We start from the raw sequence: 24,680 nt of genomic DNA, 5'->3' as shown, positions 1-24,680 counted from the left end.
TCAATGAGTAAAAAAGTATCCATTTTTGGCTTGCACCCGGTCCGAGCGGTGCTGGAACAACAACCCGAGCGATTGGTGGAAGTATTTGCGACTCGCGAGCGCCAAGATAAAGCTTTGCAAGAGTTGGTGAGCAGTGCGCAACGGCTCGGGATTCGAGTTCAGTTTGTGCCCAAAGCCACCTTAGATAAAAAAGTCGAAGGCGGCAATCACCAAGGGATTGTGATTACGGCAACGGCAATTCCACCTTTGAATGAACATGATCTGGATCGACTGTGTGACGAAGCCGGACAACAGGCATTTTTCCTTGTCCTTGATGGGGTGACCGATCCACATAACTTAGGGGCATGCTTGCGTACGGCAGATGCGTCAGGAGTGACCGCCGTGATCGTGCCGAAAGATAAGTCCGCCGCAATTACTCCCGTGGTGAGCAAAGTGGCCTGTGGTGCAGCAGAAACCGTGCCATTTGTGCAAGTCACCAATCTAGCGCGAACCCTGCGCCAGTTGCAAGACAAGCAGGTGTGGGTGATTGGCACGGCAGGTGAAGCAACCCAAACCTTATATCAGGTTGATTTCCGCGGTCCTGTGGCCTTGGTCATGGGGGCTGAAGGGGACGGCATGCGACGTTTAACGCGCGAAACCTGTGACGAGCTCATTCAGATTCCATTGTTAGGAACCGTCAGTAGTTTAAACGTTTCAGTGGCGACAGGAGTTTGCTTATATGAAGTGGTTCGACAACGTCAAAGCCGCTAGACGGAGTTGGCGTCCGTTAATTATTGCTGGCTTACTCATGGTGATGCTGGCCTTAGCTTGGTTACCCATGGGCGAGTTGGCGCCTGGCCAACGCTCGAATAAACCGTTTTTATACGTGACCTATCAAGTGGCTGAGCCAAGTACGCCCGCGCTGCAAGACGTGCTCTATGACATTGAGCAACGTATTGAAGCACGCCATGAATGGCGGTTACTCGATCAACAGCAACCCTATGGGTGGGTGCTCGAAGTAGAGGTGCAACATGGTAATTTATTGCAGCTCAACGGCCGTTTGCAAGCACCCGAGGAGCAGCTATCAGCCGATTCGATTCAGCGTTTTCGCGTGCAAGGACAGTGGGAAACCTTCGGTGCCTTGCCTGAGCAATATGTCAGTATTTTGATTGATCTGATTAAAAACGGACACGAAGCTCAATCAGACTTGTGAACGAGCGCGAATTCGGCTAAAATCCCGCCGCTTAAATCAGTCAAAAGTTGTTTAACTTACTTTGAGCGTTCCTTGCTGCTAAGGGTGTGACTGAGCCCGTTAGTAGCTATGAACCATAAGGAGCAGAAATGCGTCATTATGAAATCGTATTCATGGTCCATCCAGACCAGAGCGAGCAAGTCCCTGGCATGATCGAGCGTTACAGCGAGACCATCAAACAGGGTAACGGCACCATTCATCGTTTAGAAGACTGGGGTCGTCGTCAATTGGCATACCCAATCAACAAGTTGCACAAAGCACACTATGTGTTGATGAACATCGAAGCGCCTGCAGAAGTTGTGGAAGAGCTGGAAACTGCGTTCCGTTACAACGATGCGGTCTTACGTAACATGATCATGCGCAAAAAAGAAGCCATCACTGAAGCTTCTCCATTGAGCAAGAAAGAAGAACCACGTAAGAGCGAAAGCCGCAACGAAGAACAAGACAACAGCGACGACGCGGCATAAGCCGTATCACACCTGTGTCTACCATTGTGGATAACCATTATCAGTTGGGTGGGAGTGTTATCAAACCACCACGGTTAACCAGCAGTCCGGCAGGCATTCAGCATCTGAGTTTTGTGTTAGAACATCGTTCAGAACAGCTTGAAGCCGGATTCTCACGACGCAGCTTTGTTCGAATTGCTGTTGTTATGAGTGGTGATAGTGCAGTGCAATGGGCAAACAATTTAAAGGTTGGTGATGTCGTACAGGCCAGTGGTTTTTTGAATCGAATAGAAGATAAAAACGGAATTGGCAAACTTGTACTCCATGCCCAGCAACTTGTGAAGATTTGAGGAGACCATCATGGCTCGTTTTTTCCGTCGCCGTAAATTCTGCCGTTTCAAGGCTGAAGGCGTTAAAGAAATTGATTACAAAGATATCGCTACTCTAAAAAATTACATCACTGAGAGTGGCAAAATCGTTCCTAGCCGCATCACTGGCACTTCTGCGAAGTACCAGCGTCAGTTGGCGCGTGCCATCAAACGTGCACGTTACTTGTCGTTACTGCCTTACACTGATTCACATCAGTAAGCCAGTAGCGCGAACGATCTCAGCAACTCAGAGGTAGCGTACTATGGAAATTATTCTATTAGATAAAGTCGCCAACTTAGGCAGCTTGGGTGACCAAGTGACTGTTAAGTCTGGCTATGCTCGTAACTTTTTGTTCCCGCAAGGTAAAGCTGTTCCAGCAACTGCGGCGAACATCGAAATGTTCGAAGGGCGTCGTGCCGAGCTCGAAGCTAAATTGGCTGAAGAATTAGCCACAGCTCAAGCTCGTGCAGAGCAATTGAACGCATTAGAGCCGGTTGTCATCACGTCAAAAGCGGGTGACGAAGGGAAACTATTTGGTTCTATCGGAACGCGTGATATTGAAGCTGCAGTGACTGCTGCTGGCGTTGAAATCACCAAGTCTGAAGTATTGTTACCAAATGGTACTTTGCGTGAAGTTGGCGAATACGAAATTGAATTGCAATTACATGCTGATGTTTTTGCAAAAATTCAATTGCACGTTGTTGCTGGCGAATAAGCTCGTTTAGTTCACCAGCTCACTGCTAGAAATCCGTAGTTAGTTATTGCTAACTGCGGATTTTTTTTGCCTGAGATTCAGGCCGCACACGATTTACAACGATTCGTCGGATTCACTTCCTAACTGACCGACGATTTTGTATAGTTCCATGTCAGCAATTACTCGTAGTGAATGGAACTTTCATGGCCGAACAGCAACTAGCACGACAAGCACGTAAAGGAAACCAGCGCAGCACTGATGCGAAACTGGATTCCATCAAAACACCTCCTCATTCCATTGAAGCTGAGCAGTCTGTCCTGGGCGGCTTAATGTTGGACAACCAAGCTTGGGATGCCATTGCTGGTGATGTGATTGCGGATGATTTTTATCATCGTGCTCACCGTTTAATTTTCCGTGCCATGCATCGGTTAACCGAGAAAAACCAGCCGATTGACTTGGTCACGGTTTCGGAAGATTTAGAAGCCGAAGGTAAATTACAAGAAGTCGGCGGCTTTGCTTACTTAGGCGAAATTGCCAAGAACACTCCCAGTGCTGCGAATATTCGTGCCTATGCCGAGATTGTCCGCGAGCGGGCTATCTTGCGGGAGCTGATTGGTGTCGCTAATGAAATTGCTGATAGTGCCTTTAACCCGCAGGGGCGTGATTCCAGCGAGTTGCTAGATACGGCAGAAAGCCGCGTGTTTAGCATTGCTGAAAAACGTACCAACGAAAATGAAGGGCCGGTCGCAATAGCACCGATTTTGGAACGTACCATTGATCGCATTGAAGCCCTGTCGTTAAGTGAAAATAACAATGGGATCACTGGGGCGGCAACCGGGTTTATTGATTTGGACCAGATGACAGCTGGCCTCCAGCCGTCGGATTTAATTATTGTGGCGGCACGGCCATCAATGGGGAAAACAACGTTTGCGATGAATATTGCCGAAAACATCGCCATGCGATCCCCAAAACCGGTGTTGGTGTTTAGTTTAGAGATGCCCTCGGAACAAATCATGATGCGGATATTGGCGTCCATGAGTAGCGTGGATCAAACCCGCATTCGTACCGGTCAGCTGGCTGAAGAAGATTGGAGCAGACTATCGTCAACGATGAACCTGTTGGCCCAGAAGAACAACTTATATATCGATGACTCCTCGGGCTTAACTCCCACTGAAGTACGTTCGCGAGCGCGCCGCGTGTACCGTGAGCATGGGGGGCTATCGATGATTATGGTGGACTATTTGCAGTTGATGACGGTGCCGGGTATGGCAGAAAACCGGACCTTAGAAATTGCAGAAATCTCGCGTTCCTTAAAAGCCTTAGCCAAGGAATTGGAAGTGCCTGTGGTGGCCTTGTCTCAGCTGAACCGTTCATTGGAGCAACGCACCAACAAACGGCCGGTGAACTCCGACTTGCGGGAGTCAGGCTCGATTGAACAAGACGCCGACGTGATCATGTTTATCTACCGTGATGAAGTGTATCACCCGGAAACCGAAGACAAAGGCGTGGCAGAAATCATTATTGGGAAACAGCGGAACGGTCCCATTGGCAGCGTTAAATTAGCCTTCCAAGGGAAGTACTCACGCTTCCGGAATTTAGCGAAATCAGAAGTTGTTGAAGGGGGCCATTACTAGGCCCCGGCTTGTGCCAGACAATCTTTACAGGAACCGTGGGCTTCGATGGTTTGCGAAGACACTTGAAACCCTTGACCTTCGGCTTGTTTTTTCAGTGCTTCGTACACACCATCGGATTGGATTTCTTGCACCGCACCACAGTCTTCGCAGATCAGCATTTGGACCGGATGTTGGTGGTCAAAATGGCTGCATAAAACATAGCTGTTAGATGACGTGATCTTATGAACAAATCCGTGTTCTTGTAAAAAGTCCAAAGCACGATAAATGGTTGGCGGCTTCGCATTGGGCACCGCGACTTTGAGTTTGTCCAGCAGATCATAAGCACCGATGGCACCTTGCTGCTCGGCCAAAATTTCAAACACTTCACGGCGCGCCGGGGTTAACCGTGCACCACGCTGTTCACAGAGTTTTTCTGCCTTACGAATAAGGCGTTGAGTATCTTGTTTGTTCATGACTTCAGTGTATCACTTTGATCCGCATTAGCCTAGCTGTTGGGCTCACGATTAAATCAGCGTATAATGCCCGTTTACTCGCTACGAAGGTTCGTCCCTTGTGTCATTACCCAGTCATTGTCCATCAACACAGAACACTATGAACACCGATTTTAATCGCCGGCTGTCGATTGCGCCCATGCTGGATTGGACCGATCGGCACTGCCGTTATTTCCATCGATTATTGACGCAGTATACGGTGCTGTATACCGAAATGGTCACGACGGGAGCAATTCTGTACGGCAAAATGGACTTACTCCAGTTTCATACCGCGGAACAGCCCGTGGTGCTGCAGTTGGGGGGCAGTGATCCGGCCGCGATGGCAGAATGCACGCGGATTGCTGCGGAGCGTGGTTATCGGGAAGTGAATATTAATGTTGGTTGCCCGTCTGATCGCGTTCAGAATGGCCGCTTTGGGGCCTGTTTGATGGCCGAGCCAGACACCGTTGCGGCCTGTGTGGCAGCCATGCAAGCGGCAGCACCTGACATTGTGATTTCGGTGAAAACGCGGTTGGGAATTGACGAGCATGACAGTGACGAGTATTTGCAAGGTTTTCTTGAGCCAGTGATTGACGCAGGCTGCCAGCATTTCACCTTGCATGCACGCAACGCCTGGTTGAAGGGGTTAAGCCCCAAGCAGAACCGAGATATCCCACCGCTGCGCTATGATCGCGTGTATCGGATGAAAGAACGTTACCCGCAGTTACACATTACCTTGAACGGTGGGGTAAAGACCATGGCAGAAATTCGTCAGCATCTTGCCCATGTCGATGGTGTGATGGTGGGGCGGGAAGCTTATCAAAACCCCATGTTGCTTACCCAGTTTGATGCCGAATATGGTGCCCCACGCGAGGTGGATATTGAGCAGGTAATTGAAGCCATGATTCAATATACGGAGGCGCATGTGGCTCAGGGCGGACGCCCGTGGCACGTGGTCCGGCATATGATTGGCTTATTCCAAGGCGGGCCCGGTGCGAAAAAGTGGCGGCAGTTGCTCAGCCAACGAGGTCCCCAGGCGACGGATGTGCGTGAGCTGCTCAGTGCTGCTTATGCTGAAGTCGGTCAGGCACGTGCGCTTTTTGCCCAATAATTAGTAAATTTGATCCATTGGCTTTTTGAGCCAATGGATCTCCTCATTTCTTCTCAACTTCTGGGTTTTGAACGGCGCTCATCACAGCCCTTTGAATTTAAAGCATTAACTTCACTTTAAAGCGTTCCAGTTAAAAGTTGGCATGGCCATTGCATTGCTCTTAGTGACTTCGGTCATCAGTTAATAGACGAATAAACTAGGAGATTCCCATGAAAACCACTATCACTGCAATTGCTCTTTCTTCCATGTTTGTGTTGAGCCCAGCATATGCTGAAGCATCCGCCACTCAACAAGACGAACAACAAACCATTGAAACCATGGTTGAGCAATCCATTGCCCAGCAAGTTTACGATGTTGGTTACGACGTAAAATTAGATGCCTTGGTGGAATTCGGCCAATACGTCGCTGAGTTGAAAGCGTCATTAAGCCCAGCTCGAGTGCTGAATCAAGTGGTGGAAGCCTCCGTTGACTTGATCATGAATCACGAAGAATAACGCTTTGATACCTAACAAGGATGAGCGACATGTGGCTACAAACGGAGTTTATCTTTGCCTTGATGGCGGCACCAGTATTGGGAACAGTGGTTGCTGGTGCGCTCGCCATGCTTGTCTTCGCGATGAGTTTCAGTAAATCCAAGTGAATCGCTTGAAAACATGTGGTAGGCTGCTTTTTTATGTCCAACAATAATAAAAGCAACGAGGAACTACCGGTGAAAAAGTTGATTCTGTTGGGGGTGCTTGGTGCACTGAGCATCACCCAAGCGGTCACTGCTCAAGAGTATACTGCGGGTGAAAAAGCGCGAGAAATTGCGCAGCAACATTTAATCATTGATACCCACATTGATGTGCCGTACCGCTTGTTTCGAGATTGGGAAGATGTCACCCAAGCAACTCAGCGCGGCGATTTCGATTATGTGCGCGCTAAGCAGGGCGGCTTAAATGTGCCTTTTATGTCCATTTATATACCGGCCAACCTTGAGCAAACACCGGGTGCGAGTTACCAACTAGCGCATCAATTGATTGATAGTATGGAAGCCTTAGCATGGCGCGCGCCGGATAAGTTTGCCATGGCCTATAGCGTCGATGACGTGCTCAAACATCAGGAGCAAGGGCTCATTTCATTAGCACTGGGAATGGAAAACGGGTCACCCATTGAAGGTGATTTGGCCAACCTGCAAACCTTCTACGATCGTGGCATTCGCTACATCACCTTAGCCCATAGCGAATCAAACCATATTGCTGACTCTTCTTATGATATCCGCCGGCAGTGGAATGGCTTGAGTCCATTTGGCAAAGAGTTGGTGAAAGAGATGAATCGGTTGGGAGTGATGATTGATATCTCCCACGTGTCTGATGATGCGTTTTGGCAGGCTGTCGAAACCTCGGCAGTTCCAGTGATTGCCTCGCATTCATCATTACGCGCGTTTACTCCGGGCTTTGAACGGAATATGAGTGATGACATGATTAAAAAGCTCGCCGAGACAGGGGGCGTGATCATGATTAACTTTGGGTCATCCTTTGTGACGCAGCAAGCTAACCGCTATGGCGATATTATTCGCAAACAAATTGCAGCGATTAATGAGCAATATGGCAAGGGTTCCGACGAAGCGGAGCAACGAATTGCCGCAGTGCGGACGAAAAACCCGTTCCCGTTTGCGTCACTTGAGCAAGTGTTGGATCACATTGACTACGTCAAAAATCTGGTCGGCATTGATTACATCGGTATTGGCTCAGATTATGACGGCGTGGGCGACTCCTTACCGGTGGGGCTCAAAGATGTTGCGAGTTATCCGAATTTGGTCCAAGGGCTACTTGATCGCGGCTATTCCGAAGCTGATATCAAGAAAATTCTGAATGAGAATTTAATCCGTGTTTGGCGGGAAGTAGAAGCCTACGCGGCACAGCAATAACTCTTCTTAAGAGCTTCATCGATAGCAGTCGATGAAGCTCCTTTTTTCTGCATATTATCGTTGCGTTTCCCCGTAAAAACTGTATAATTCCCCGCCACAGTGATAGATCCCTAGTGGATTTTATGACTTGTGATATGTTGCCACAGCAGTCCCGATAGGGGATTGAATGGATTTTCGTTGAAAATACCACACTCGGTATGCTGCCAGAGTGTCGGTGTTTTTCTGTGCTCTTTTTTAAATGCTCTTTATATTGAGGCTTTGATTTTTATGGCTAATCAAAGAATTCGGATTCGCTTGAAAGCGTTCGATCATCGTCTGATTGACCAGTCGACTGCAGAAATCGTTGAGACTGCAAAGCGCACTGGTGCTCAGGTACGTGGCCCAATCCCACTGCCTACACGCAAAGAACGTTTCACCGTGTTGATTTCTCCACACGTGAACAAAGATGCGCGTGACCAGTACGAGATCCGTACCCACAAGCGTTTGATCGACATCATGGATCCAACTGACAAGACTGTAGATGCGTTGATGCGTTTAGACCTTGCAGCGGGTGTTGATGTACAGATCAGCCTGGGTTAAGCGGGCAGTAATAGGATTACACACGAGAGGTTTTAACAATGGCTATTGGTCTAGTCGGTCGTAAAGTAGGAATGACTCGCGTCTTCCAAGAAGACGGCGCTTCTGTACCTGTTACTGTGATCGAAGTGACAGCAAACCGTGTGACTCAGGTAAAAACTGAGGAAACTGATGGTTATCGCGCGCTTCAAGTGACGACAGGTACTAAAAAAGCAAACCGCGTTACAAAGCCACTTGCTGGCCACTTTGCGAAAGCAGGTGTTGAAGCAGGTCGCGGGCTCTGGGAATTCCGCCTAGAGAATGGAGAAGGTGAAGAGTTCACAGTGGGTTCAGAAATCACTGTTGAAATTTTTGCTGAGACAAAAAAAGTAGACGTTACTGGTATTTCTAAGGGTAAAGGCTTCCAAGGAACTATCAAGCGTTGGAACTTTAGCGGTCAGGATGCAACCCATGGTAACTCGTTGTCGCATCGTGCGCCGGGTTCTATTGGTCAAAACCAATCTCCGGGTAAGGTGTTCAAAGGCAAAAAGATGGCCGGTCAAATGGGTAACAAGCAAGTGACCGTACAAACATTAGATGTTGTACGTGTTGACGCAGAGCGTGGCTTGTTGCTAATTCGCGGTGCTGTCCCGGGTGCTATTGGCGGCGATGTTATCGTTAAGCCAGCAGTCAAGGCTAAGGCGTAACGTCTGAGGAGAATGGTGATGGAATTAACATTAAAAGACGCAAATGGCGCTCTTGAAGTTTCCGAAGCTACCTTTGGACGCGAGTTCAACGAAGCTCTGATTCATCAGGTAGTCGTTGCTTATGCTGCAGGCGCACGTCAAGGCACTAAAGCACAAAAAACGCGTTCTGAAGTATCTGGCGGTGGCAAAAAGCCATGGCGTCAGAAGGGTACTGGTCGCGCTCGCGCAGGTACTACTCGCAGCCCAATCTGGCGTGCTGGTGGTGTGACCTTTGCAGCAAAACCACGTAGCCACGAGCAAAAAGTAAACAAAAAAATGTACCGCGGTGCAATGAAAAGCATCTTGTCTGAACTGGTTCGTCAAGACCGTTTAGTCGTGGTCGAAAAGTTTGGTGTTGAATCACCAAAAACTAAAGCGTTGGTTGCTCAATTAAAAGCAATGGAATTGAACGATGTTCTTATCGTAACGAAAGAAGTTGACGAGAACTTGTTCCTAGCTGCACGTAACCTGCACAAAGTCGACGTTCGTGACGTGCAAGGTCTTGACCCTGTTAGCTTGATTGCTTTTGAGAAAGTCTTAATGACTGCTGACGCAGTGAAGCAAATCGAGGAGGTGTTATCATGATGCGCGAAGAACGTTTGCTAACTGTGATCTTAGCACCTCATGTTTCTGAGAAGTCGACAGTGACTGCAGAAACTGCGAACACTGTTGTTTTCAAAGTAGCGAAAGATGCCACTAAACCACAAATCAAAGCAGCTGTTGAAAAGCTGTTTGAAGTTGAAGTGGATAGCGTTCGTACTGTGAACGTCAAAGGCAAAACCAAACGTACCGGTATGCGCTTTGGTAAGCGTAGCGACTGGAAAAAAGCGTATGTCACCCTGAAAGAAGGTGCGGACATCGACTTCGTCGGCGGCGCTGAGTAACAGGAGGAATTCACATGGCATTAGTTAAGTGTAAGCCTACGTCTCCAGGTCGTCGCCACGTTGTTAAAGTGGTTAACGAAGACCTGTATAAAGGCAAGCCTTACGGCCCATTGTTGGATAAAAACAACAAGAAAGGTGGTCGTAACAATAACGGTCGTATTACAGTTCGTCATATTGGCGGTGGTCACAAGCACCACTACCGCATGATCGACTTTAAGCGCGACAAAGATGGTATCCCAGCGACAGTTGAGCGTTTGGAATATGATCCAAACCGTTCAGCGAATATCGCGTTGGTGCTGTATGCAGACGGTGAGCGTCGCTACATTCTTGCCCCAAAAGGCATGAAAGCTGGCGATCAAATCATGTCTGGTGCAGAGGCTCCAATCAAAAGCGGTAACACATTGCCACTCCGCAACATTCCTGTGGGTGCAGTGATTCATGCGATCGAAATGAAGCCTGGCAAAGGTGCCCAGCTGGCTCGTTCAGCAGGTGCATCAGTACAGCTGTTAGCACGTGAAGGTGCTTACGTTACTGTACGTTTGCGCTCTGGCGAAATGCGCCGCATTTTCGCAGACTGCCGTGCAACCATCGGTGAAGTGGGTAACGCAGAACACATGCTGCGTCAGTTGGGTAAAGCAGGTGCAGCACGTTGGCGCGGTATGCGTCCAGCCGTACGTGGTGTGGCCATGAACCCAGTTGATCACCCGCACGGTGGTGGTGAGGGGCGTACTTCAGGTGGCCGTCATCCGGTTACTCCATGGGGTATTCCAACCAAGGGTTATAAGACCCGTAAGAACAAGCGTACTGATGGCTTCATCGTACGTCGTCGCAACAAATAAGAGTTGAGGATTAGACATGCCACGTTCTCTTAAAAAAGGTCCATTTATTGACCTTCACCTATTGAATAAGGTGGAGAAAGCGTTGGAAGCCGGGGACAAAAAGCCAATTAAAACTTGGTCCCGTCGTTCAATGATTATCCCAGATATGATCGGCTTAACCATTGCTGTTCATAACGGTCGCCAGCATGTACCAGTGTTCGTTACTGACGAAATGATTGGTCACAAGCTTGGTGAGTTCGCACCAACCCGCACTTATCGTGGCCACGTCGCAGATAAGAAAGCGAAGAGACGCTAAGGGAGACTAAAGATGGAAGCTATTGCTATTCACAAGTTTGCTCGCCTTTCTGCGCAAAAAGGCCGGTTGGTTGCTGACCAAATTCGGGGTTTGCCAGTAGCGAAAGCACTGGACATTCTGAACTACAGCCCAAAATCAGCAGCAGTTCTGTTGAAAAAGGTATTAGAGTCAGCAATCGCGAATGCTGAGCACAACGAAGGTGCCGACATCGACGAGTTGAAAGTTGCGAAAGTTATGGTTGACGAAGGTCCTACCATGAAGCGCATCAAGCCTCGTGCGAAAGGTCGTGCTGATCGTATCTTTAAGCGTACCAGCCACATTACTGTGGTTGTATCAGATAGCTAGGAGATAAAATTATGGGTCAGAAAGTACATCCTAATGGTATTCGCCTAGGTATCACAAAACCATGGAATTCCACCTGGTTCGCGAATACGAAAGATTTCGCAGATAACCTGCACAGCGACCACCTGGTTCGCACCATGTTGATGAAAGAACTGGCCAACGCGTCAGTATCTCGCATCGTCATCGAGCGTCCAGCGAAAAGCATCCGTGTCACAATTCACACGGCACGCCCAGGCGTTGTGATTGGTAAAAAAGGCGAAGACGTTGAGAAATTGCGTCAAGCGATTTCAAAATTAACCGGCGTTCCTGCGCAAATTAATATTTCAGAAGTACGTAAGCCAGAGCTTGATGCAAAACTGGTTGCGGAAAACATCGCTGGTCAGTTAGAGCGCCGCGTAATGTTCCGTCGTGCAATGAAGCGTGCAGTACAAAACGCAATGCGCCTTGGCGCTAAAGGTATCAAAGTGGAAGTAAGCGGTCGTTTAGGCGGCGCAGAAATCGCACGTACCGAATGGTACCGCGAAGGTCGCGTTCCACTGCACACATTGCGTGCAGACATCGACTACGCTACAGCTGAAGCCAGCACCACTTACGGTATCCTTGGTGTCAAAGTATGGATCTTCAAAGGCGAAGTTCTTGGTGGCATGCCAGTTGCTGAAGAAAAACCAGCAGCTCCAGCAAAACGCCCTAAAGGCCGTAAGTAAGGAGATACGATATGTTACAACCAAAGCGTACTAAATTCCGTAAGGTACACAAGGGCCGCAACCGTGGCTTGGCGCAAGCAGGTAACAAGATCAGCTTCGGTACTTTCGGTTTGAAATCTGTTGAGCGTGGTCGTATGACTGCTCGTCAGATCGAAGCAGCTCGTCGTGCCATGACGCGTCATATTAAACGTCAAGGTAAAATTTGGATCCGCGTATTCCCTGACAAACCAATTACTCAAAAGCCTTTAGAAGTGCGTATGGGTAAAGGGAAGGGTAGCGTGGAGTACTGGGTAGCCCAGATTCAGCCAGGTCGTGTCCTGTATGAAATTGATGGTGTTTCGGAAGATATCGCACGCGAAGCGTTCGAACTTGCGGCACGTAAGCTACCATTCAAAACCACCTTTGTTACTCGGACGGTGATGTAATGAAAGCGAACGAACTGAAAGAAAAAACCGTTGAGCAACTGAACGAAGAGTTGTTGGGGTTGCGTCGTGAGCAGTTTAACTTACGCATGCAAGCAGCAACTGGTCAGTTGAATCAAACCCACATGTTGAAGCAAGTGCGTCGTGATATTGCACGTGTGAAAACTATCTTGACTCAAAAGGCAGGTGCGTAATGACTGATCAAAAACGTGTTCGTACTCTGCAAGGTCGTGTTGTTAGCGACAAGATGGATAAGTCTATCACTGTTGCAGTAACTCGCCGTGTTAAACACCCAATCTACGGGAAATACATCACCCGTACGACTAAGTTACACGCACACGACGAAAACAACGAGTGCAAAGCTGGCGATACCGTGATTATTCGCGAAACTCGTCCAGTCTCTAAGACCAAGTCTTGGGCGCTTGTTGAAATTGTAGAGCGCGCGATTGTTATCTAATCGCCACGCGAGTTAGACAACATATCCGTGATATAAAACGGCTTCTCTCGAGAAGCCGTTTTTTTTGGCGCTCAGAAAAAATCTGCTGGTTGGCTATAATAGAGAGAAATTCTCACAGCAAGCCAAGGAAACTCCATGACGGATAAACAATCCCCCGCCAAGTTGAACCCACCTGTTTTTTATAGTGCCGCTGGATTAATTACACTCATTATTATTTTCGCAGCAACCGTTCCAGACGTAGCAAGTCGATGGTTTGATACGGTGCAGAGTGCAATCATCACCAACGCAAGCTGGTTCTACGTGCTTGCGGTCGCAATTATTTTACTCAGCGTGGTTTACCTTGGATTTTCCCGAATGGGCACCATCAAACTCGGTCCCGACCATTCGGAACCTGATTACTCTCGTATCACTTGGTTTGCGATGTTGTTCTCAGCAGGGATGGGGATTGGCCTCATGTTTTTCGGGGTGGCCGAACCTGTGATGCACTTTTTAGCACCACCGTTGGCAGAGCCAGGATCCGTTGATGCAGCCCGCGAAGCGATGAAAATCACATTTTTCCATTGGGGACTGCATGCCTGGGCCATTTACGCCATTGTTGCGTTGATTCTGGCATTTTTTGCTTATCGTCACGGCCTGCCACTCACGTTGCGCTCTGCGTTATATCCGCTGATTGGGGATAAAATTTATGGGCCAATCGGGCATGCGGTGGATGTTTTTGCCGTTATTGGCACCGTATTTGGTATTGCCACCTCATTAGGTTATGGAGTGACCCAAATCAACGCAGGTTTTAACTACCTGTTAGATGTTCCGATATCTGACACCGTCCAAGTTTTCCTCATTATTGGCGTTACGGCGCTCGCCGTGGTATCGGTAACAACCGGCTTAGATAAAGGAGTTCGTCGTTTGTCTGAGTTGAATATTGTATTAGCCGTGTTGTTATTGCTCTTCGTTTTATTACTGGGGCCGACGGTGTTCTTATTACAAGCCTTTGTTCAAAATACCGGGGCTTACGTGTCGGACATAGTGAGCAACACCTTTAACTTGTTTGCCTATGAAAAAACCGATTGGATTGGCGGTTGGACCATTTTCTACTGGGGCTGGTGGCTAAGTTGGGCTCCTTTCGTAGGCTTGTTCATTGCTCGAATTTCCCGTGGCCGAACCATTCGGGAATTCGTGCTGGGGGTACTGCTGGTGCCCTCTGGTTTCACTCTCATGTGGATGACATTTTTTGGTAACTCTGCCATTGAGCTGATTATTAACCAAGGAGTGGCATCACTTGGCGAAATGGTACAACAAGATGTGTCGGTTGCTCTGTTCGTCTTTTTTGAGCAGTTCCCTTGGAGTCGTATCTTGAGTGTTATCGGTACCTTAATGGTGGTGGTGTTTTTTGTGACCTCATCAGACTCCGGTTCAATGGTGGTAGACATGTTATGTTCCAACGGGCGCAATGACACCCCGGTGTGGCAACGAATTTTTTGGGCGGGTGGGACCGGGTTGGTGGCAATTATTCTGTTATTGGCAGGAGGACTGGGCGCGCTGCAAACAATGGCGATTGCGAGTGCTTTGCCGTTCACTATCGTGTTATTGATAGCAACCTATGGCTTAGTCCGGGCGTTGCAGGTGGATGTCTATAAGAAAGACACCTTGCAGAATAATTATTTGATGGCGTCCTCAGTGAGTCACCAAAACTGGCGAGAACGACTTCATACGATTATTGATTTTCCAAGCTTAATGGTCGGGCAACGCTTTCTGAAGCAAGTGGTTCAACCGGCATTAAACGAGGTGGCGGAAGAGCTTCGTCAGGCCGGTTTAACCGTCGAGCTCGAGTTGGATGATGACAGTGTTAAAACCTTTCGAGTGATGCATGGCGAAGAGCTGGATTTTATCTATCAAGTTCAGTTGGCGGCTCATGTTCAACCCTCGTTCACCTACACCGAGAATGACTCGAATGCCTCGCCAGACGAGTATACCTACTACCGTGCCGAGGTTCATCTGCGCGAAGGAGGGCAAGACTACGATATTTTAGGCTGGTCACGGGATGCGGTGATTAGTGATTTAATTGAGCATTACCACAAACATATGCATTTTTTACATGTTTTACGTTAAAGGAGGAGTATCAATGATGGTCAAACTGTCATGTGCAGTGACCGTTGCAGTAAGCCTTGCGGTGACATCAGTGGCAGCGCAAGAGTTATCTACAGAGGAAGAACTCAAAGTATTACTCGAGCAAATCGAAGCATTAAAACAGCGGGTGGTTGAGCTGGAGCAGCAAGTTGTGGCGCGTCAAAAGGTACAAGGAGAGACCTTGGAAGCGCGCGTTGAACAACTAGAAGAAGAGGTTCAAACAGCTCAAAACCCGCCGATTCGTATCGGTGGCGCAGTTCGCGCTCAATATGTTTGGGCAGACTATGATCAACCCGCCAAGGATCGTGGGGGAGATTTTGTTTTCGATCTATTCCGAATTGATTTCAATGGCGAAATTGGGGATGTCATTTTATCCGCTCAATATCGCTGGTTCCAGTATATGGATGTGGTTCAACATGCGTGGGTTGGCTACAACTTTACCGAGCAATGGCAGGGCCAGTTAGGCGTAACGAAAGTTCCTTTTGGAAATCATCCGTATAACGCCAATAACTACTTTTTCAGTTCCAACTTTTATGTCGGACTTGAAGACGATCACGATTTAGGCGCCAAGTTGCTATACCGGGGGGACGACTGGGACTTTGATATCGCGTTCTTTAAAAATGATGAACTTGGCGGGGCCAACAGTGGCGCTTCAAGTAAGGCCGATCGCTATGCTTATGACCCGGTCGGTATTCGGTTAGTGGGTGAAGATTTATATGATGCCCCCATTCAAGCTGCTGCAGAAGCGAATAGCTGGGCACTACGAGGAGCGCACAAGTGGTTGTTTGATGAGCAACGAGCTGCCGAGTTTGGCGCCAGTTTGCAATGGGGCAAAATGAACGATGGCCTCACCAATATTGGAGAACGGACAGCGTGGGCACTTCATGGGGTGTATCAGCATGACCGTTGGACCCTGATGGGGCAGGTGAGTGAGTATGATTACGATCTTGATCGACTGAATCGTGGAATTGTGGTCGGCGCTTATGCCTATTACGATACGATTCCCTCGAAAGCTCGACTATATACGGCAAACGTTGCCTATCAGTTGCCGGTTTCACTGGGGCCAATCACTGACTTAACATTTTATAATGACTTCAGTCTAATGACGAACAAACGCTATTACGATAAAGACACCCTGATGAATGTGTTAGGCGTTGCGGTCGCAGCTGGGGGACTCTATACCTATTTTGATTTAGTCATTGCGCGCAATCAGCCATTTATCGGGGGCTCGATGAGCGGTGAATCGGACGATACCAATACGCGCTTGAACATCAACATTGGCTATTATTTTTAATGAAAAGTGAGTACAGTGACTTTATTCAAACATGCGTTTAAGTTGAGGTCACTGTGACAATGCACTACCCACATCTATTTCAGCCCTTAGATTTGGGCTTTACCCAACTCAAAAACCGGGTGCTTATGGGCTCCATGCATACCGGGTTAGAAGAAGAGAAAAACGGTTTTGCAAAACTCGCCGAGTTCTATGCCGAACGAGCTCGAGGTGGGGTTGGCTTAATCGTTACTGGAGGAATTAGCCCAAATTTTAGGGGCCGAATTAGTCCTTTTGGGAGTGAGTTGAGCCGCCCTTGGCAGGTGCAAAAGCATCGGTTGGTGACCTCTGCGGTGCACGAGGCTGGGGGAAAAATCTGTATGCAAATTTTGCATACCGGCCGTTATGCTTACCATCCGTTTGCGGCAGCACCGAGCAAGCTGAAAGCACCTATTAACCCGTTTACGCCCCATGCGCTGAGTGAGCGGCAAATTCAGGCAACCATTCGGCATTTTGCCCGAGCGGCGAAGCTGGCTCAGCAAGCGGGTTATGATGGGGTTGAAGTGATGGGCTCTGAGGGTTATTTGATTAACCAATTTATCTGCCCCCGAACGAATCACCGAACCGATCGTTGGGGCGGCACGTTTGAAAACCGTAGTCGCTTGGCATTGGAAATTATTCGGGCGATTCGTGCCGCGGTCGGGCCAGAATTCATCATTATTTATCGTCTGTCGATGCTGGATTTAGTCCCAGAAGGCAATACTTTTGACGAAGTGATAGCGCTCGGTAAAGCCGTGGAAGCAGCAGGGGTTACCCTCATTAACAGCGGCATCGGTTGGCATGAAGCACGCGTCCCTACCATTGTCACCTCGGTACCACGAGCAGCCTTTACTTGGATCACCAAAAAAGTAAAAGAGCACCTCACCATTCCGGTGGTGGCGGTGAATCGAATTAACACGCCAGAGGTAGCAGAGCAATTGCTGGTGGACGGGGTTGCGGACATGGTATCGATGGCACGCCCATTGTTAGCCGATGCCCACTTTGTGGCAAAAGCACAACAAGGACAGCCCGAAAAAATAAATACCTGCATTGCCTGTAACCAAGCTTGCTTAGACCATGTGTTCGAAAATAAGCGTGCCAGCTGCTTGGTCAACCCGCAAGCCTGTTATGAAACTGAGCTGGTGTTCCCACCGGCTGCCGTTGCCAAACGTATTGCCGTGGTTGGCGCGGGTCCAGCTGGGCTGGAGTTTGCAACTCGTGCTGCAACGCGCGGGCATCAGATTGACTTGTACGACGCCGCAGCGGACATCGGCGGGCAATTTAATTATGCCAAACAGATTCCAGGGAAAGAGGAGTTTCATGAAACCTTGCGTTATTACCGTGAGCGGTTGCAAGACACTGGGGTACGTGTGCACCTGAACCAGCGCGTGACCGCCGCTACCCTCAGTGCCCACGACTATGATGAAGTGGTGATCGCGACCGGCGTGGTGCCGCGCGTGGTCACCATGCCTGGCAGTGATCATCCCAAGGTGCTCGGGTATCTTGACGTGCTTCGCGATCACCGTCCGGTGGGGCAAAAAGTCGCGATTATTGGAGCCGGTGGGATTGGCTTCGATGTGGCGGAGTATTTAACCACCGAACAGTCGCCCACCTTAGATATCGAGGAATGGTCGCGACTGTGGGGCGTTGATCAGGAATATGCAGAGCGGGGTGGCTTAATGCCGCCGCAACCAGAATCAACACCGCGAGAGGTTTGGTTATTACAGCGTAAAACGTCAAAAGTAGGGGCTGGCTTGGGCAAAACATCGGGCTGGGTCCATCGCGCCACCCTGACCAAAAAGGGTGTGAAAATGTTGGCTGGTGTCACCTATAAAGAAATTAACGATCAAGGATTGTTGATTGATATCGATGGCAAGGAACAATTGTTACCAGTGGATCACGTGGTGATTTGTGCCGGGCAGTTACCGCAACGCGAATTGCATGATGAGTTGCTCGCACAGGGCTGCTCGGTGCATTTAATTGGGGGCGCGGATGTGGCTGCGGAACTGGACGCAAAACGTGCAATTCGCCAAGGAGCTGAACTTGCAGCACGACTCTAGTTCAGCACCGCGCTACGATTTACATTGCCATAGCTACTATTCAGACGGTGTGTTGAGCCCAACGGAGCTGATGCATCGCGCGTGTGAGCATGGGGTGACCCACTTAGCGTTAACGGACCATGATTCCATTGCTGGGTTAGCAGAAGCTCAAGCGTGCATTGCCGCAGACAAGCTGCCATTAACCCTGATTCATGGCACTGAAATTACGTGTTCTTGGCAGCAATTTGAAATTCATCTGGTGGCGTTGAACTTTGATCCGCAAGCACCTGCTTTGCTGCAGTTACTGGAACAGCAGCAAGCACGGCGGCGGACGCGCTATCAGCAAATGATCGGTAAACTGCATCAGGCTGGTATTGCGGTTGACCCGCAGTTGGCGCATGGCGTGACCATGCCCACCCGCAAACATTTGGCCGATGCCATGGTGGCAGGGGGCTGGGTCAGCTCATTCGAACACGCATTTCGGCGTTATTTGGGCAAAGGCCAGCAAGCCTACATCGCCACTCAGTGGGTGTCGATTGCCGAAGCGGTGCAAGCCGTGACAGCCGCAGGTGGGGTGACGGTGATTGCTCACCCCCATGCCTATCAACTAAGCAATAAGTGGCTGCGCCGGTTGCTGACCGAAGCAAAATCTGTGGGGGTGCAAGGGGTGGAAGTAGCGATCAGCACCCAAGCGCCGGGGCAACGGGCAGCGTTAGCCACATTTGCCCAAGAGATCGGGCTTGCCGCATCGGTAGGGTCAGACTTTCACTTCCCCATGCGCTGGCGTGAATTGGGCAAAAATCTTTGTTTACCGGACCACTGTGTGCCAATATGGAGGGTATGGTAGTAGATTTACCAATTCCTTTGCAATCAATGAGGTTGAGAGCACGATGAGCCAATTTTATTCCATTCACCCAGAAAATCCGCAGCAACGGTTAATTCAACAAGCGGCAGCAACCATTATGCAAGGTGGGGTGGTGATTTACCCAACTGACTCTGGTTATGCCATTGGTTGCCGCATTGGGGATAAAAATGCAGTCGAGCGGATTTGCCAAATTCGGAACTTAGATAAAGACCACCTGTTCACCCTGTTGTGTCGGGATTTATCTGAGTTATCAACCTATGCAAAAGTCGATAACGCCATGTTTCGGCTACTGAAAAACAACACGCCGGGAGCGTACACCTTTATTCTAAAAGGAACCAAAGAAGTTCCGCGCCGCTTACTGAACCCGAAGCGTAAAACCATCGGTATTCGCGTTTCCGATGACCCGATTGTGATGGCATTACTGGAAGCCATGGGGGAGCCCCTGATGTCGACCAGTTTGGTGTTAGATGCCCATGATTTTGCCGAGTCCGATCCTTACGAAATTCGAGCGCGCTTGGGCAACCAAGTGGATCTGATCATTGATGGTAATAACCGCGGCGAAGAGCCTACCACGGTGATTGACCTCGCTGAAGGAGAAGTGACCATCGTCCGTGAAGGGGCTGGTGATATTCGTCCGTTTCAAGGTGCTTAGATTGCAATGAGCAATCAGGACATGGGAGTCGCCCAACAGCAATCGTTACCGCTCGGCTTTGTCCGCGGCGAACCGGTCATTGAAAAACCGGAAGACTTGTATATTCCGCCGGATGCCCTCGAACTCATTTTAGAAACCTTTGCCGGGCCAATGGATTTACTGCTGTATCTGATCCGTCGGCAAAAGCTCGATATTGTGGAATTGCCCATTTTGCCCATCACTCAACAATACATGGAATATGTTGAGATGATGAAAGACTTGAAGCTTGAACTGGCGGCAGATTATTTAGTCATGGCGGCCATGTTGGCAGAAATTAAAAGTCGCATGTTATTGCCGCGCGCACCGACTGACGAGGAGGACGAAGAAGACCCTCGGGCTGAGCTGGTGCGGCGGTTACAAGAGTATGAAGCCATCCGTCAAGGGGCTGAGCATTTGGAGAGCTTGCCGCAAGCGGAGCGTGATTACTTCCTTGCACAGGCAGCGACGGAGGCGCGTGAATTGGTGGCTGCTCCCTTACCTGAAATTGCGTTGCATGAGCTGGCGCTTGCACTGAGCCAAGCACTGGCTCAGGCAGCTTTACTGAATAGCCATCAAGTGCAACGAGAAAAGTTATCCACCCGGGAGCGGATGAGTCGAATTCTCGACTTATTGCAACAGAATCAACGCCTGCGTTTTCGAGACTTATTCGACCCTCGTGAAGGCAAAGCCGGGGTGGTTGTTAGCTTTTTGGCGATCCTTGAATTAGTGAAAGAAGCCTTGATAGAAGTGGTACAGGTGGATACTTTTAGCGAAATTCATGTCACGCATCGAGATTCGATTTATGCTGATTCAACAACTTAAACAAGCCATTGAAGGGCTCTTGTTTGTGGCGGAGACGCCGTTAACAGAGCAACAATTGGTGGAGCATTTTGCGCCTGAGAATGTGAGCCGTAAGCAGGTCCGCCAGGTGTTGGAAGAACTCCAACAAGACTATCAAGAGCGCGGTGTGCAGTTGGTGAATGTGGCGTCTGGTTATCGATTTCAGACACGTCATGAATTGGGTGATATAATAAGTCGGTTGTGGCAAGAGAAGCCCGCCCGCTATTCCCAAGCATTGCTGGAAACCTTAGCCCTGATTGCTTATCGGCAACCTATTACCCGCGGCGATATTGAAGAAATTCGCGGAGTTAGTGTCAGTTCGAGCATTATGAAAACCCTGCAAGAACGAGGCTGGATTAAAGTGGTGGGGCACCGAGAAGTACCTGGGCGGCCGCAACTGTATGCGACAACCGCAGAATTTTTGGATTATTTTAGTTTACGAGACTTATCTGAATTGCCTGCAATTCCGGAGCCTGCTACCAAAGCGAAGCAACCCGAGCAGATCGCTCAGATTAAACTTGAAATAACCGCTGAGAGAGCGACCAACGAAGAGTCATAACAACCTATGAGTGAAAAACTGCAAAAAGTATTAGCCCGTTCGGGGCATGGTTCACGCCGTGAATTAGAAGCCAAAATCGCCGCCGGGCGTGTCAGTGTCAATGGTCAAGTTGCCAGTTTAGGCGAGCGCATTGATGAGAGCGCCGTGGTGCGTATTGATGGGCATGAAGTGTCGATTAAACCGCAAGAAGAAGTGGTTTGTCGGGTGCTGATGTATCACAAGCCAGAAGGCGAGCTTTGCACGCGGCGTGATCCAGAAGGGCGTCCGACGGTTTATGATCGCTTGCCACGGGTGCAAGGTGCCCGTTGGGTTGCGGTCGGGCGGTTAGATATTAATACCTCGGGATTACTGCTGTTTACCACCGACGGTGAACTGGCCAACCGGTTGATGCACCCTGGGCATGCCATTGAGCGTGAATACTCGGCGCGAGTGTTCGGGGAAGTGACCGATGACATGCTGCGCAAGCTGAAGCAGGGAGTGCAGTTAGAGGATGGCATGGCCTCTTTTAAAGATATCAAACGCGGCGGTGGTGAAGGCATGAACCAATGGTTCCGTGTGATGTTAACCGAAGGTCGAAATCGCGAAGTGCGGCGGTTGTGGGAATCCCAAGGCGTGCAAGTAAGCCGTCTGATTCGGATTCGTTATGGCAACATCAAACTCGAACAAGGTCTGCCACAAAGCGGCTGGGCCGAGTTGCCGCTGCCCACCATTAACTATTTGCGTGAGCTGGTTGGCCTGCCGCCAGAAACACGCACCTTTCTTGACCCGCGGAAAACCGAATCACGGCAAAAACGTTATGCGCGCGCACGTCGCGTGAACGCCGAGAAAATCAAAGCACGAGCGAGCGATAAACCGACCAAGGGACGCGCTCGCACGCGAAAATGATGCTGTTAGCAGATTGGCAATTAACCGGGCCATTGCTCACGTTATGGCCCTTTCGCGATGATGTTTGGCGAGAGCATGGGCAGCCAGCCCAGCAGCAGCTCATTGCGCTGGCTGAGCAACTGCAAGGTATTCATCCATTTTACATTGGCGTGCACCCCAGTGAGTTAGCAAGGGCGCAGCGCATCTTGCCTCACTCTTTCCACCACTTCACCGTGGCATACAATGATGCCTGGGCGCGGGACATTGGGCCGCTCTGGACGCAGTTACCGGGCTCCCAGCAGGTGCATGCGCAAGGCTTTCAATTTTCAGCATGGCATGGGTTATATCCAGATTTTCACGACGATCAACAGTTCGCGCAACGGCTGGCGCAGCGATTGCGGTTGCCGTTTCAGCAGCATCCACTGATTCTGGAAGGTGGCGCGCTGACCACCGATGGGGCGGGGACGATCGTTGTTCATGCAGCCAGCGTGTTACGAAATAATCCACACTGGGCACGTGCCGCAGTGGAACAATTGTTTCATGAAGAGCTCGGGGTGCAGCAGGTCTACTGGTTAGAGTTTGCTCACCCTGATGATGAAACCGGTGGTCATGTTGATAACCAAGTCCAGTTTTTATCTGCGGACACCCTGGTGGTGGCAATGCCGCAACCCCAGGGGCGTTATTGGGAGTCCTATCACGCGCAGCTGCAGCAAATTCAACGCTGGCGTAACACCGCAGGCCAAGCGTATCGTATTGTGCAAGTTCCTCAACCGGAACCGCTCGCGCCGATCGCGGCTGATTATGTCACCGTGCGGCAGCAGGCCCAGGTGTACCCGCGCGGAGTCCACCCACTCTTGGCCAGCTATGTAAATTTTATCCGAGTTGCAGAGGTGCTCATTGTGCCTCAGTTTGACTTGGCAACCGATGCCGAGGCATTGGCATTGCTGCGTCAAGCGGCGCCCGAATTAACGGTGCTAGGCGTGGCCGCTGACGAGTTTATTAAAGCGGGGGGGGCGCTGCACTGCATGACCCTACACACCCCTGCGACAGCCGTATGGCGTTAAGGTGTGATGGCGAAGGTCACATTCACTTGAGCTTGCATGTCGTGTTTCCCAGGAAGACTGACACTGGCGCTATCACTCATTCGCATCATGGCCGCTTCTTGGCGCATGGGGGGCGCGTAGCTGGATTCATGAATCGTCACCACAGCGCCAAGCTCGCTGTCACTTGCCGCAGCCATCTTCTTCGCTTTTTGCTGCGCATGAGCCACCGCTTGCGCTAACAGTTGCTGATAAATCTCTTCCGCTTCGCGGACACTGAATTGAACTTGATTGAGGTGGCTTGCCCCTGCTTTAAACGCGTGATCGATGATAGCATCGTAGTGATCCAGCTCGGCCAAATACACTTTGATGGAGCGTGACGCACTAAAACCACGGGGAATTCGCTTGCCATCCACATAATCGTAGGTGGGGCCCGCTTGCATGTTGTAGGAAGTGATATCCTCATCATCGATATCATGAGAGCGCAACGCCGCTAGGATGGCAGCGGAAACCTCATCGATTTGTTGTTTGATGGTGCTGAGTTCGGCTCCTTCACGCTCAATATTAAATGTCAGATGAGCTTGATTCGGGGTAACTGCAGTGACTGCATGCCCGGTAACATGAATGGTATGCTGTTCATCGGTTTTGACCACCGGTTGGCAGCCGATTAACGTCGCCCCCAGCAGTGGCAGTAAAATAGCATAGCGATATGGCATCATAGCTGTTCCCTAAACAATTAAACGTGAGTGACATGTCAGATAGTCAGAATAACGATATTCAACAAGCTGAAGAAATTGTCGTCCGCTTGCTCGCTCGTCGTGAACATAGCGCGCGTGAATTACAGCAAAAACTGCAGCTCCGAGGTTTTGACCACAAAACCATCGAAAAGGTTCTCACCAAGGCACAACAACTGGGTTGGCAAAGTGATCAACGCTATCTTGAGGTGTGGTTGCGAAGCTGCCTTGCCCGTGGGGATGGCATTCAGAAAATCCGTGCTGCCGCTGCTCAAAAAGGCATTCAAGGCGAGCTATTGGAACAAGCGTTGCAGGATCAAGAACCAGACTGGGTGGAGCAGTGTTATGAACGCTTGGTACGCCGCTTCGGTCACACCCCTCCGCAAGACCCGAAAGAACGCAATCGAATCATGCGTCACTTAATGCAGCGAGGGTATCGTCTTGACCAGATACAGCAAGCGTTAGAGCGGCAGAGAATGGCTGCTTCGGACTAGTGTATCGCCTGCTTTCATGGTAGCATTTTAGCCC

Annotated in this window: 33 protein-coding genes; 31 read left to right on the top strand and 2 right to left on the bottom strand. The window is 49.8% G+C overall.

Annotated features, from left to right (window positions below):
* Nucleotides 1-3: 3 nt before the first annotated feature.
* The 7 genes from rlmB to dnaB all read left to right on the top strand — a co-directional run bounded on the left by rlmB (nucleotide 4) and on the right by dnaB (nucleotide 4,374).
* A complete protein-coding gene (gene rlmB, locus BLP64_RS02990) occupies nucleotides 4-750 on the top strand; it encodes a 23S rRNA (guanosine(2251)-2'-O)-methyltransferase RlmB (RefSeq protein WP_092591594.1) in 747 nt (248 codons plus the stop codon).
* Entirely contained in the window at nucleotides 719-1,192 is a 474-nt protein-coding gene (locus tag BLP64_RS02985; protein ID WP_092591592.1) for a hypothetical protein, read from the top strand. The genes rlmB and BLP64_RS02985 overlap by 32 nt, the downstream gene beginning before the upstream one ends.
* Nucleotides 1,193-1,320: 128 nt before the next feature.
* Nucleotides 1,321-1,698 carry a 30S ribosomal protein S6 gene (gene rpsF, locus BLP64_RS02980; RefSeq protein WP_092591590.1) on the top strand — a complete coding sequence of 126 codons (378 nt, stop codon included), beginning with the start codon at nucleotides 1,321-1,323 and terminating at the stop codon, nucleotides 1,696-1,698.
* Nucleotides 1,699-1,712: 14 nt separating this feature from the next.
* Complete coding sequence (gene priB / locus BLP64_RS02975; RefSeq protein ID WP_233340086.1) at nucleotides 1,713-2,027, top strand: primosomal replication protein N; 315 nt, start codon at nucleotides 1,713-1,715, stop codon at nucleotides 2,025-2,027.
* A 10-nt stretch (nucleotides 2,028-2,037) separates the two neighbouring features.
* Complete coding sequence (rpsR, locus tag BLP64_RS02970) at nucleotides 2,038-2,265, top strand: 30S ribosomal protein S18 (protein ID WP_006956988.1); 228 nt, start codon at nucleotides 2,038-2,040, stop codon at nucleotides 2,263-2,265.
* A 43-nt stretch (nucleotides 2,266-2,308) separates the two neighbouring features.
* The gene (gene rplI, locus BLP64_RS02965) at nucleotides 2,309-2,761 is read left to right on the top strand and encodes a 50S ribosomal protein L9 (protein ID WP_092591588.1); all 453 of its coding nucleotides are present in this window, start codon (nucleotides 2,309-2,311) and stop codon (nucleotides 2,759-2,761) included.
* A 182-nt stretch (nucleotides 2,762-2,943) separates the two neighbouring features.
* Nucleotides 2,944-4,374 carry a replicative DNA helicase gene (gene dnaB, locus BLP64_RS02960; RefSeq protein WP_092591586.1) on the top strand — a complete coding sequence of 477 codons (1,431 nt, stop codon included), beginning with the start codon at nucleotides 2,944-2,946 and terminating at the stop codon, nucleotides 4,372-4,374.
* Here dnaB and zur read toward each other — a convergent pair.
* Nucleotides 4,371-4,826: a zinc uptake transcriptional repressor Zur gene (gene zur / locus BLP64_RS02955; RefSeq protein WP_092591584.1), complete on the bottom strand. Its 456-nt coding sequence runs from the start codon at nucleotides 4,824-4,826 to the stop codon at nucleotides 4,371-4,373. The genes dnaB and zur overlap by 4 nt on opposite strands.
* 139 nt (nucleotides 4,827-4,965) lie before the next feature.
* On the opposite strand from zur, the gene dusA reads away from it, so the two are divergent.
* The 23 genes from dusA (at nucleotide 4,966) to BLP64_RS02840 (ending at nucleotide 23,442) form a co-directional block, all read left to right on the top strand.
* On the top strand, nucleotides 4,966-5,955 hold the full coding sequence (dusA, locus tag BLP64_RS02950) for a tRNA dihydrouridine(20/20a) synthase DusA (protein ID WP_092591582.1): 990 nt from the start codon (nucleotides 4,966-4,968) through the stop codon (nucleotides 5,953-5,955).
* A 209-nt stretch (nucleotides 5,956-6,164) separates the two neighbouring features.
* On the top strand, nucleotides 6,165-6,449 hold the full coding sequence (locus tag BLP64_RS02945) for a hypothetical protein (protein ID WP_092591580.1): 285 nt from the start codon (nucleotides 6,165-6,167) through the stop codon (nucleotides 6,447-6,449).
* Nucleotides 6,450-6,664: 215 nt separating this feature from the next.
* Complete coding sequence (locus tag BLP64_RS02940) at nucleotides 6,665-7,864, top strand: dipeptidase (protein ID WP_407681260.1); 1,200 nt, start codon at nucleotides 6,665-6,667, stop codon at nucleotides 7,862-7,864.
* Nucleotides 7,865-8,131: 267 nt separating this feature from the next.
* Complete coding sequence (gene rpsJ, locus BLP64_RS02935; RefSeq protein ID WP_008488677.1) at nucleotides 8,132-8,443, top strand: 30S ribosomal protein S10; 312 nt, start codon at nucleotides 8,132-8,134, stop codon at nucleotides 8,441-8,443.
* Between the two features lie 38 nt (nucleotides 8,444-8,481).
* Complete coding sequence (gene rplC / locus BLP64_RS02930) at nucleotides 8,482-9,126, top strand: 50S ribosomal protein L3 (RefSeq protein ID WP_092591576.1); 645 nt, start codon at nucleotides 8,482-8,484, stop codon at nucleotides 9,124-9,126.
* A gap of 18 nt (nucleotides 9,127-9,144) precedes the next feature.
* Nucleotides 9,145-9,750, top strand: coding sequence for a 50S ribosomal protein L4 (gene rplD, locus BLP64_RS02925; RefSeq protein WP_092591574.1), 606 nt, complete (start codon nucleotides 9,145-9,147; stop codon nucleotides 9,748-9,750).
* Nucleotides 9,747-10,049: a 50S ribosomal protein L23 gene (rplW, locus tag BLP64_RS02920; protein WP_092591572.1), complete on the top strand. Its 303-nt coding sequence runs from the start codon at nucleotides 9,747-9,749 to the stop codon at nucleotides 10,047-10,049. The genes rplD and rplW overlap by 4 nt, the downstream gene beginning before the upstream one ends.
* A 14-nt stretch (nucleotides 10,050-10,063) precedes the next feature.
* On the top strand, nucleotides 10,064-10,888 hold the full coding sequence (gene rplB / locus BLP64_RS02915; protein ID WP_092591569.1) for a 50S ribosomal protein L2: 825 nt from the start codon (nucleotides 10,064-10,066) through the stop codon (nucleotides 10,886-10,888).
* 16 nt (nucleotides 10,889-10,904) lie between these two features.
* Nucleotides 10,905-11,183, top strand: coding sequence for a 30S ribosomal protein S19 (rpsS, locus tag BLP64_RS02910; RefSeq protein ID WP_092591567.1), 279 nt, complete (start codon nucleotides 10,905-10,907; stop codon nucleotides 11,181-11,183).
* Nucleotides 11,184-11,195: 12 nt separating this feature from the next.
* A complete protein-coding gene (gene rplV / locus BLP64_RS02905; RefSeq protein WP_092591565.1) occupies nucleotides 11,196-11,528 on the top strand; it encodes a 50S ribosomal protein L22 in 333 nt (110 codons plus the stop codon).
* Between the two features lie 11 nt (nucleotides 11,529-11,539).
* A complete protein-coding gene (rpsC, locus tag BLP64_RS02900) occupies nucleotides 11,540-12,229 on the top strand; it encodes a 30S ribosomal protein S3 (RefSeq protein WP_092591563.1) in 690 nt (229 codons plus the stop codon).
* 11 nt (nucleotides 12,230-12,240) lie between these two features.
* Nucleotides 12,241-12,654, top strand: coding sequence for a 50S ribosomal protein L16 (rplP, locus tag BLP64_RS02895; RefSeq protein WP_092591561.1), 414 nt, complete (start codon nucleotides 12,241-12,243; stop codon nucleotides 12,652-12,654).
* Nucleotides 12,654-12,845: a 50S ribosomal protein L29 gene (gene rpmC / locus BLP64_RS02890; protein WP_092591559.1), complete on the top strand. Its 192-nt coding sequence runs from the start codon at nucleotides 12,654-12,656 to the stop codon at nucleotides 12,843-12,845. The genes rplP and rpmC overlap by 1 nt, the downstream gene beginning before the upstream one ends.
* On the top strand, nucleotides 12,845-13,108 hold the full coding sequence (gene rpsQ / locus BLP64_RS02885) for a 30S ribosomal protein S17 (RefSeq protein ID WP_092591557.1): 264 nt from the start codon (nucleotides 12,845-12,847) through the stop codon (nucleotides 13,106-13,108). The genes rpmC and rpsQ overlap by 1 nt, the downstream gene beginning before the upstream one ends.
* A gap of 135 nt (nucleotides 13,109-13,243) precedes the next feature.
* On the top strand, nucleotides 13,244-15,214 hold the full coding sequence (locus BLP64_RS02880; protein ID WP_092591555.1) for a BCCT family transporter: 1,971 nt from the start codon (nucleotides 13,244-13,246) through the stop codon (nucleotides 15,212-15,214).
* 13 nt (nucleotides 15,215-15,227) lie between these two features.
* Complete coding sequence (locus BLP64_RS02875; protein WP_233340085.1) at nucleotides 15,228-16,526, top strand: carbohydrate porin; 1,299 nt, start codon at nucleotides 15,228-15,230, stop codon at nucleotides 16,524-16,526.
* A gap of 59 nt (nucleotides 16,527-16,585) precedes the next feature.
* Nucleotides 16,586-18,601 (top strand): NADPH-dependent 2,4-dienoyl-CoA reductase, encoded by a 2,016-nt coding sequence (locus BLP64_RS02870; RefSeq protein WP_092591553.1) that lies wholly within the window; start codon nucleotides 16,586-16,588, stop codon nucleotides 18,599-18,601.
* Nucleotides 18,561-19,427 carry a PHP domain-containing protein gene (locus tag BLP64_RS02865; RefSeq protein ID WP_233340084.1) on the top strand — a complete coding sequence of 289 codons (867 nt, stop codon included), beginning with the start codon at nucleotides 18,561-18,563 and terminating at the stop codon, nucleotides 19,425-19,427. Before BLP64_RS02870 ends, BLP64_RS02865 begins: the two co-directional genes overlap by 41 nt.
* A gap of 43 nt (nucleotides 19,428-19,470) precedes the next feature.
* Nucleotides 19,471-20,097: an L-threonylcarbamoyladenylate synthase gene (locus tag BLP64_RS02860; protein ID WP_092591549.1), complete on the top strand. Its 627-nt coding sequence runs from the start codon at nucleotides 19,471-19,473 to the stop codon at nucleotides 20,095-20,097.
* Between the two features lie 6 nt (nucleotides 20,098-20,103).
* Nucleotides 20,104-20,937 carry a segregation and condensation protein A gene (locus BLP64_RS02855; protein WP_092591547.1) on the top strand — a complete coding sequence of 278 codons (834 nt, stop codon included), beginning with the start codon at nucleotides 20,104-20,106 and terminating at the stop codon, nucleotides 20,935-20,937.
* The gene (gene scpB, locus BLP64_RS02850) at nucleotides 20,918-21,514 is read left to right on the top strand and encodes an SMC-Scp complex subunit ScpB (RefSeq protein WP_092591545.1); all 597 of its coding nucleotides are present in this window, start codon (nucleotides 20,918-20,920) and stop codon (nucleotides 21,512-21,514) included. The genes BLP64_RS02855 and scpB overlap by 20 nt, the downstream gene beginning before the upstream one ends.
* A 6-nt stretch (nucleotides 21,515-21,520) precedes the next feature.
* Nucleotides 21,521-22,399, top strand: a complete 879-nt coding sequence (rluB, locus tag BLP64_RS02845) for a 23S rRNA pseudouridine(2605) synthase RluB (protein WP_092591543.1) — start codon at nucleotides 21,521-21,523, stop codon at nucleotides 22,397-22,399.
* Nucleotides 22,396-23,442: an agmatine deiminase family protein gene (locus BLP64_RS02840; protein WP_092591541.1), complete on the top strand. Its 1,047-nt coding sequence runs from the start codon at nucleotides 22,396-22,398 to the stop codon at nucleotides 23,440-23,442. Before rluB ends, BLP64_RS02840 begins: the two co-directional genes overlap by 4 nt.
* Here BLP64_RS02840 and BLP64_RS02835 read toward each other — a convergent pair.
* A complete protein-coding gene (locus BLP64_RS02835) occupies nucleotides 23,439-24,137 on the bottom strand; it encodes an SIMPL domain-containing protein (RefSeq protein ID WP_092591539.1) in 699 nt (232 codons plus the stop codon). The genes BLP64_RS02840 and BLP64_RS02835 overlap by 4 nt on opposite strands.
* A 32-nt stretch (nucleotides 24,138-24,169) precedes the next feature.
* Between BLP64_RS02835 and BLP64_RS02830 the strand changes: the two genes are divergently transcribed.
* Complete coding sequence (locus BLP64_RS02830; protein WP_092591537.1) at nucleotides 24,170-24,646, top strand: regulatory protein RecX; 477 nt, start codon at nucleotides 24,170-24,172, stop codon at nucleotides 24,644-24,646.
* The last annotated feature ends 34 nt before the right edge of the window (nucleotides 24,647-24,680 follow it).

This window comes from Pseudidiomarina indica, from assembly GCF_900104245.1.
Classification (GTDB): domain Bacteria; phylum Pseudomonadota; class Gammaproteobacteria; order Enterobacterales; family Alteromonadaceae; genus Pseudidiomarina; species Pseudidiomarina indica.
Note: the sequence above shows the minus strand (reverse complement) of the source record. Positions and strands in the feature narration are given on the sequence as shown.

Coding starts and splice junctions, on each gene's coding strand:
- rpmC (WP_092591559.1), top strand. CDS start 12,654: ATGAAAGCGAACGAACTGAAAGAAAAAACCGTTGAGCAACTGAACGAA.
- rpsQ (WP_092591557.1), top strand. CDS start 12,845: ATGACTGATCAAAAACGTGTTCGTACTCTGCAAGGTCGTGTTGTTAGC.
- rpsJ (WP_008488677.1), top strand. CDS start 8,132: ATGGCTAATCAAAGAATTCGGATTCGCTTGAAAGCGTTCGATCATCGT.
- dusA (WP_092591582.1), top strand. CDS start 4,966: ATGAACACCGATTTTAATCGCCGGCTGTCGATTGCGCCCATGCTGGAT.
- dnaB (WP_092591586.1), top strand. CDS start 2,944: ATGGCCGAACAGCAACTAGCACGACAAGCACGTAAAGGAAACCAGCGC.
- BLP64_RS02985 (WP_092591592.1), top strand. CDS start 719: ATGAAGTGGTTCGACAACGTCAAAGCCGCTAGACGGAGTTGGCGTCCG.
- BLP64_RS02860 (WP_092591549.1), top strand. CDS start 19,471: ATGAGCCAATTTTATTCCATTCACCCAGAAAATCCGCAGCAACGGTTA.
- BLP64_RS02835 (WP_092591539.1), bottom strand. CDS start 24,137: ATGATGCCATATCGCTATGCTATTTTACTGCCACTGCTGGGGGCGACG.
- BLP64_RS02840 (WP_092591541.1), top strand. CDS start 22,396: ATGATGCTGTTAGCAGATTGGCAATTAACCGGGCCATTGCTCACGTTA.
- rplB (WP_092591569.1), top strand. CDS start 10,064: ATGGCATTAGTTAAGTGTAAGCCTACGTCTCCAGGTCGTCGCCACGTT.
- zur (WP_092591584.1), bottom strand. CDS start 4,826: ATGAACAAACAAGATACTCAACGCCTTATTCGTAAGGCAGAAAAACTC.
- BLP64_RS02875 (WP_233340085.1), top strand. CDS start 15,228: ATGATGGTCAAACTGTCATGTGCAGTGACCGTTGCAGTAAGCCTTGCG.
- BLP64_RS02855 (WP_092591547.1), top strand. CDS start 20,104: ATGAGCAATCAGGACATGGGAGTCGCCCAACAGCAATCGTTACCGCTC.
- rplP (WP_092591561.1), top strand. CDS start 12,241: ATGTTACAACCAAAGCGTACTAAATTCCGTAAGGTACACAAGGGCCGC.
- rplI (WP_092591588.1), top strand. CDS start 2,309: ATGGAAATTATTCTATTAGATAAAGTCGCCAACTTAGGCAGCTTGGGT.
- rpsR (WP_006956988.1), top strand. CDS start 2,038: ATGGCTCGTTTTTTCCGTCGCCGTAAATTCTGCCGTTTCAAGGCTGAA.
- scpB (WP_092591545.1), top strand. CDS start 20,918: ATGCTGATTCAACAACTTAAACAAGCCATTGAAGGGCTCTTGTTTGTG.
- BLP64_RS02830 (WP_092591537.1), top strand. CDS start 24,170: ATGTCAGATAGTCAGAATAACGATATTCAACAAGCTGAAGAAATTGTC.
- rpsS (WP_092591567.1), top strand. CDS start 10,905: ATGCCACGTTCTCTTAAAAAAGGTCCATTTATTGACCTTCACCTATTG.
- BLP64_RS02870 (WP_092591553.1), top strand. CDS start 16,586: ATGCACTACCCACATCTATTTCAGCCCTTAGATTTGGGCTTTACCCAA.
- rplW (WP_092591572.1), top strand. CDS start 9,747: ATGATGCGCGAAGAACGTTTGCTAACTGTGATCTTAGCACCTCATGTT.
- rpsF (WP_092591590.1), top strand. CDS start 1,321: ATGCGTCATTATGAAATCGTATTCATGGTCCATCCAGACCAGAGCGAG.
- rplD (WP_092591574.1), top strand. CDS start 9,145: ATGGAATTAACATTAAAAGACGCAAATGGCGCTCTTGAAGTTTCCGAA.
- rluB (WP_092591543.1), top strand. CDS start 21,521: ATGAGTGAAAAACTGCAAAAAGTATTAGCCCGTTCGGGGCATGGTTCA.
- rplV (WP_092591565.1), top strand. CDS start 11,196: ATGGAAGCTATTGCTATTCACAAGTTTGCTCGCCTTTCTGCGCAAAAA.
- BLP64_RS02880 (WP_092591555.1), top strand. CDS start 13,244: ATGACGGATAAACAATCCCCCGCCAAGTTGAACCCACCTGTTTTTTAT.
- BLP64_RS02945 (WP_092591580.1), top strand. CDS start 6,165: ATGAAAACCACTATCACTGCAATTGCTCTTTCTTCCATGTTTGTGTTG.
- rpsC (WP_092591563.1), top strand. CDS start 11,540: ATGGGTCAGAAAGTACATCCTAATGGTATTCGCCTAGGTATCACAAAA.
- rplC (WP_092591576.1), top strand. CDS start 8,482: ATGGCTATTGGTCTAGTCGGTCGTAAAGTAGGAATGACTCGCGTCTTC.
- rlmB (WP_092591594.1), top strand. CDS start 4: ATGAGTAAAAAAGTATCCATTTTTGGCTTGCACCCGGTCCGAGCGGTG.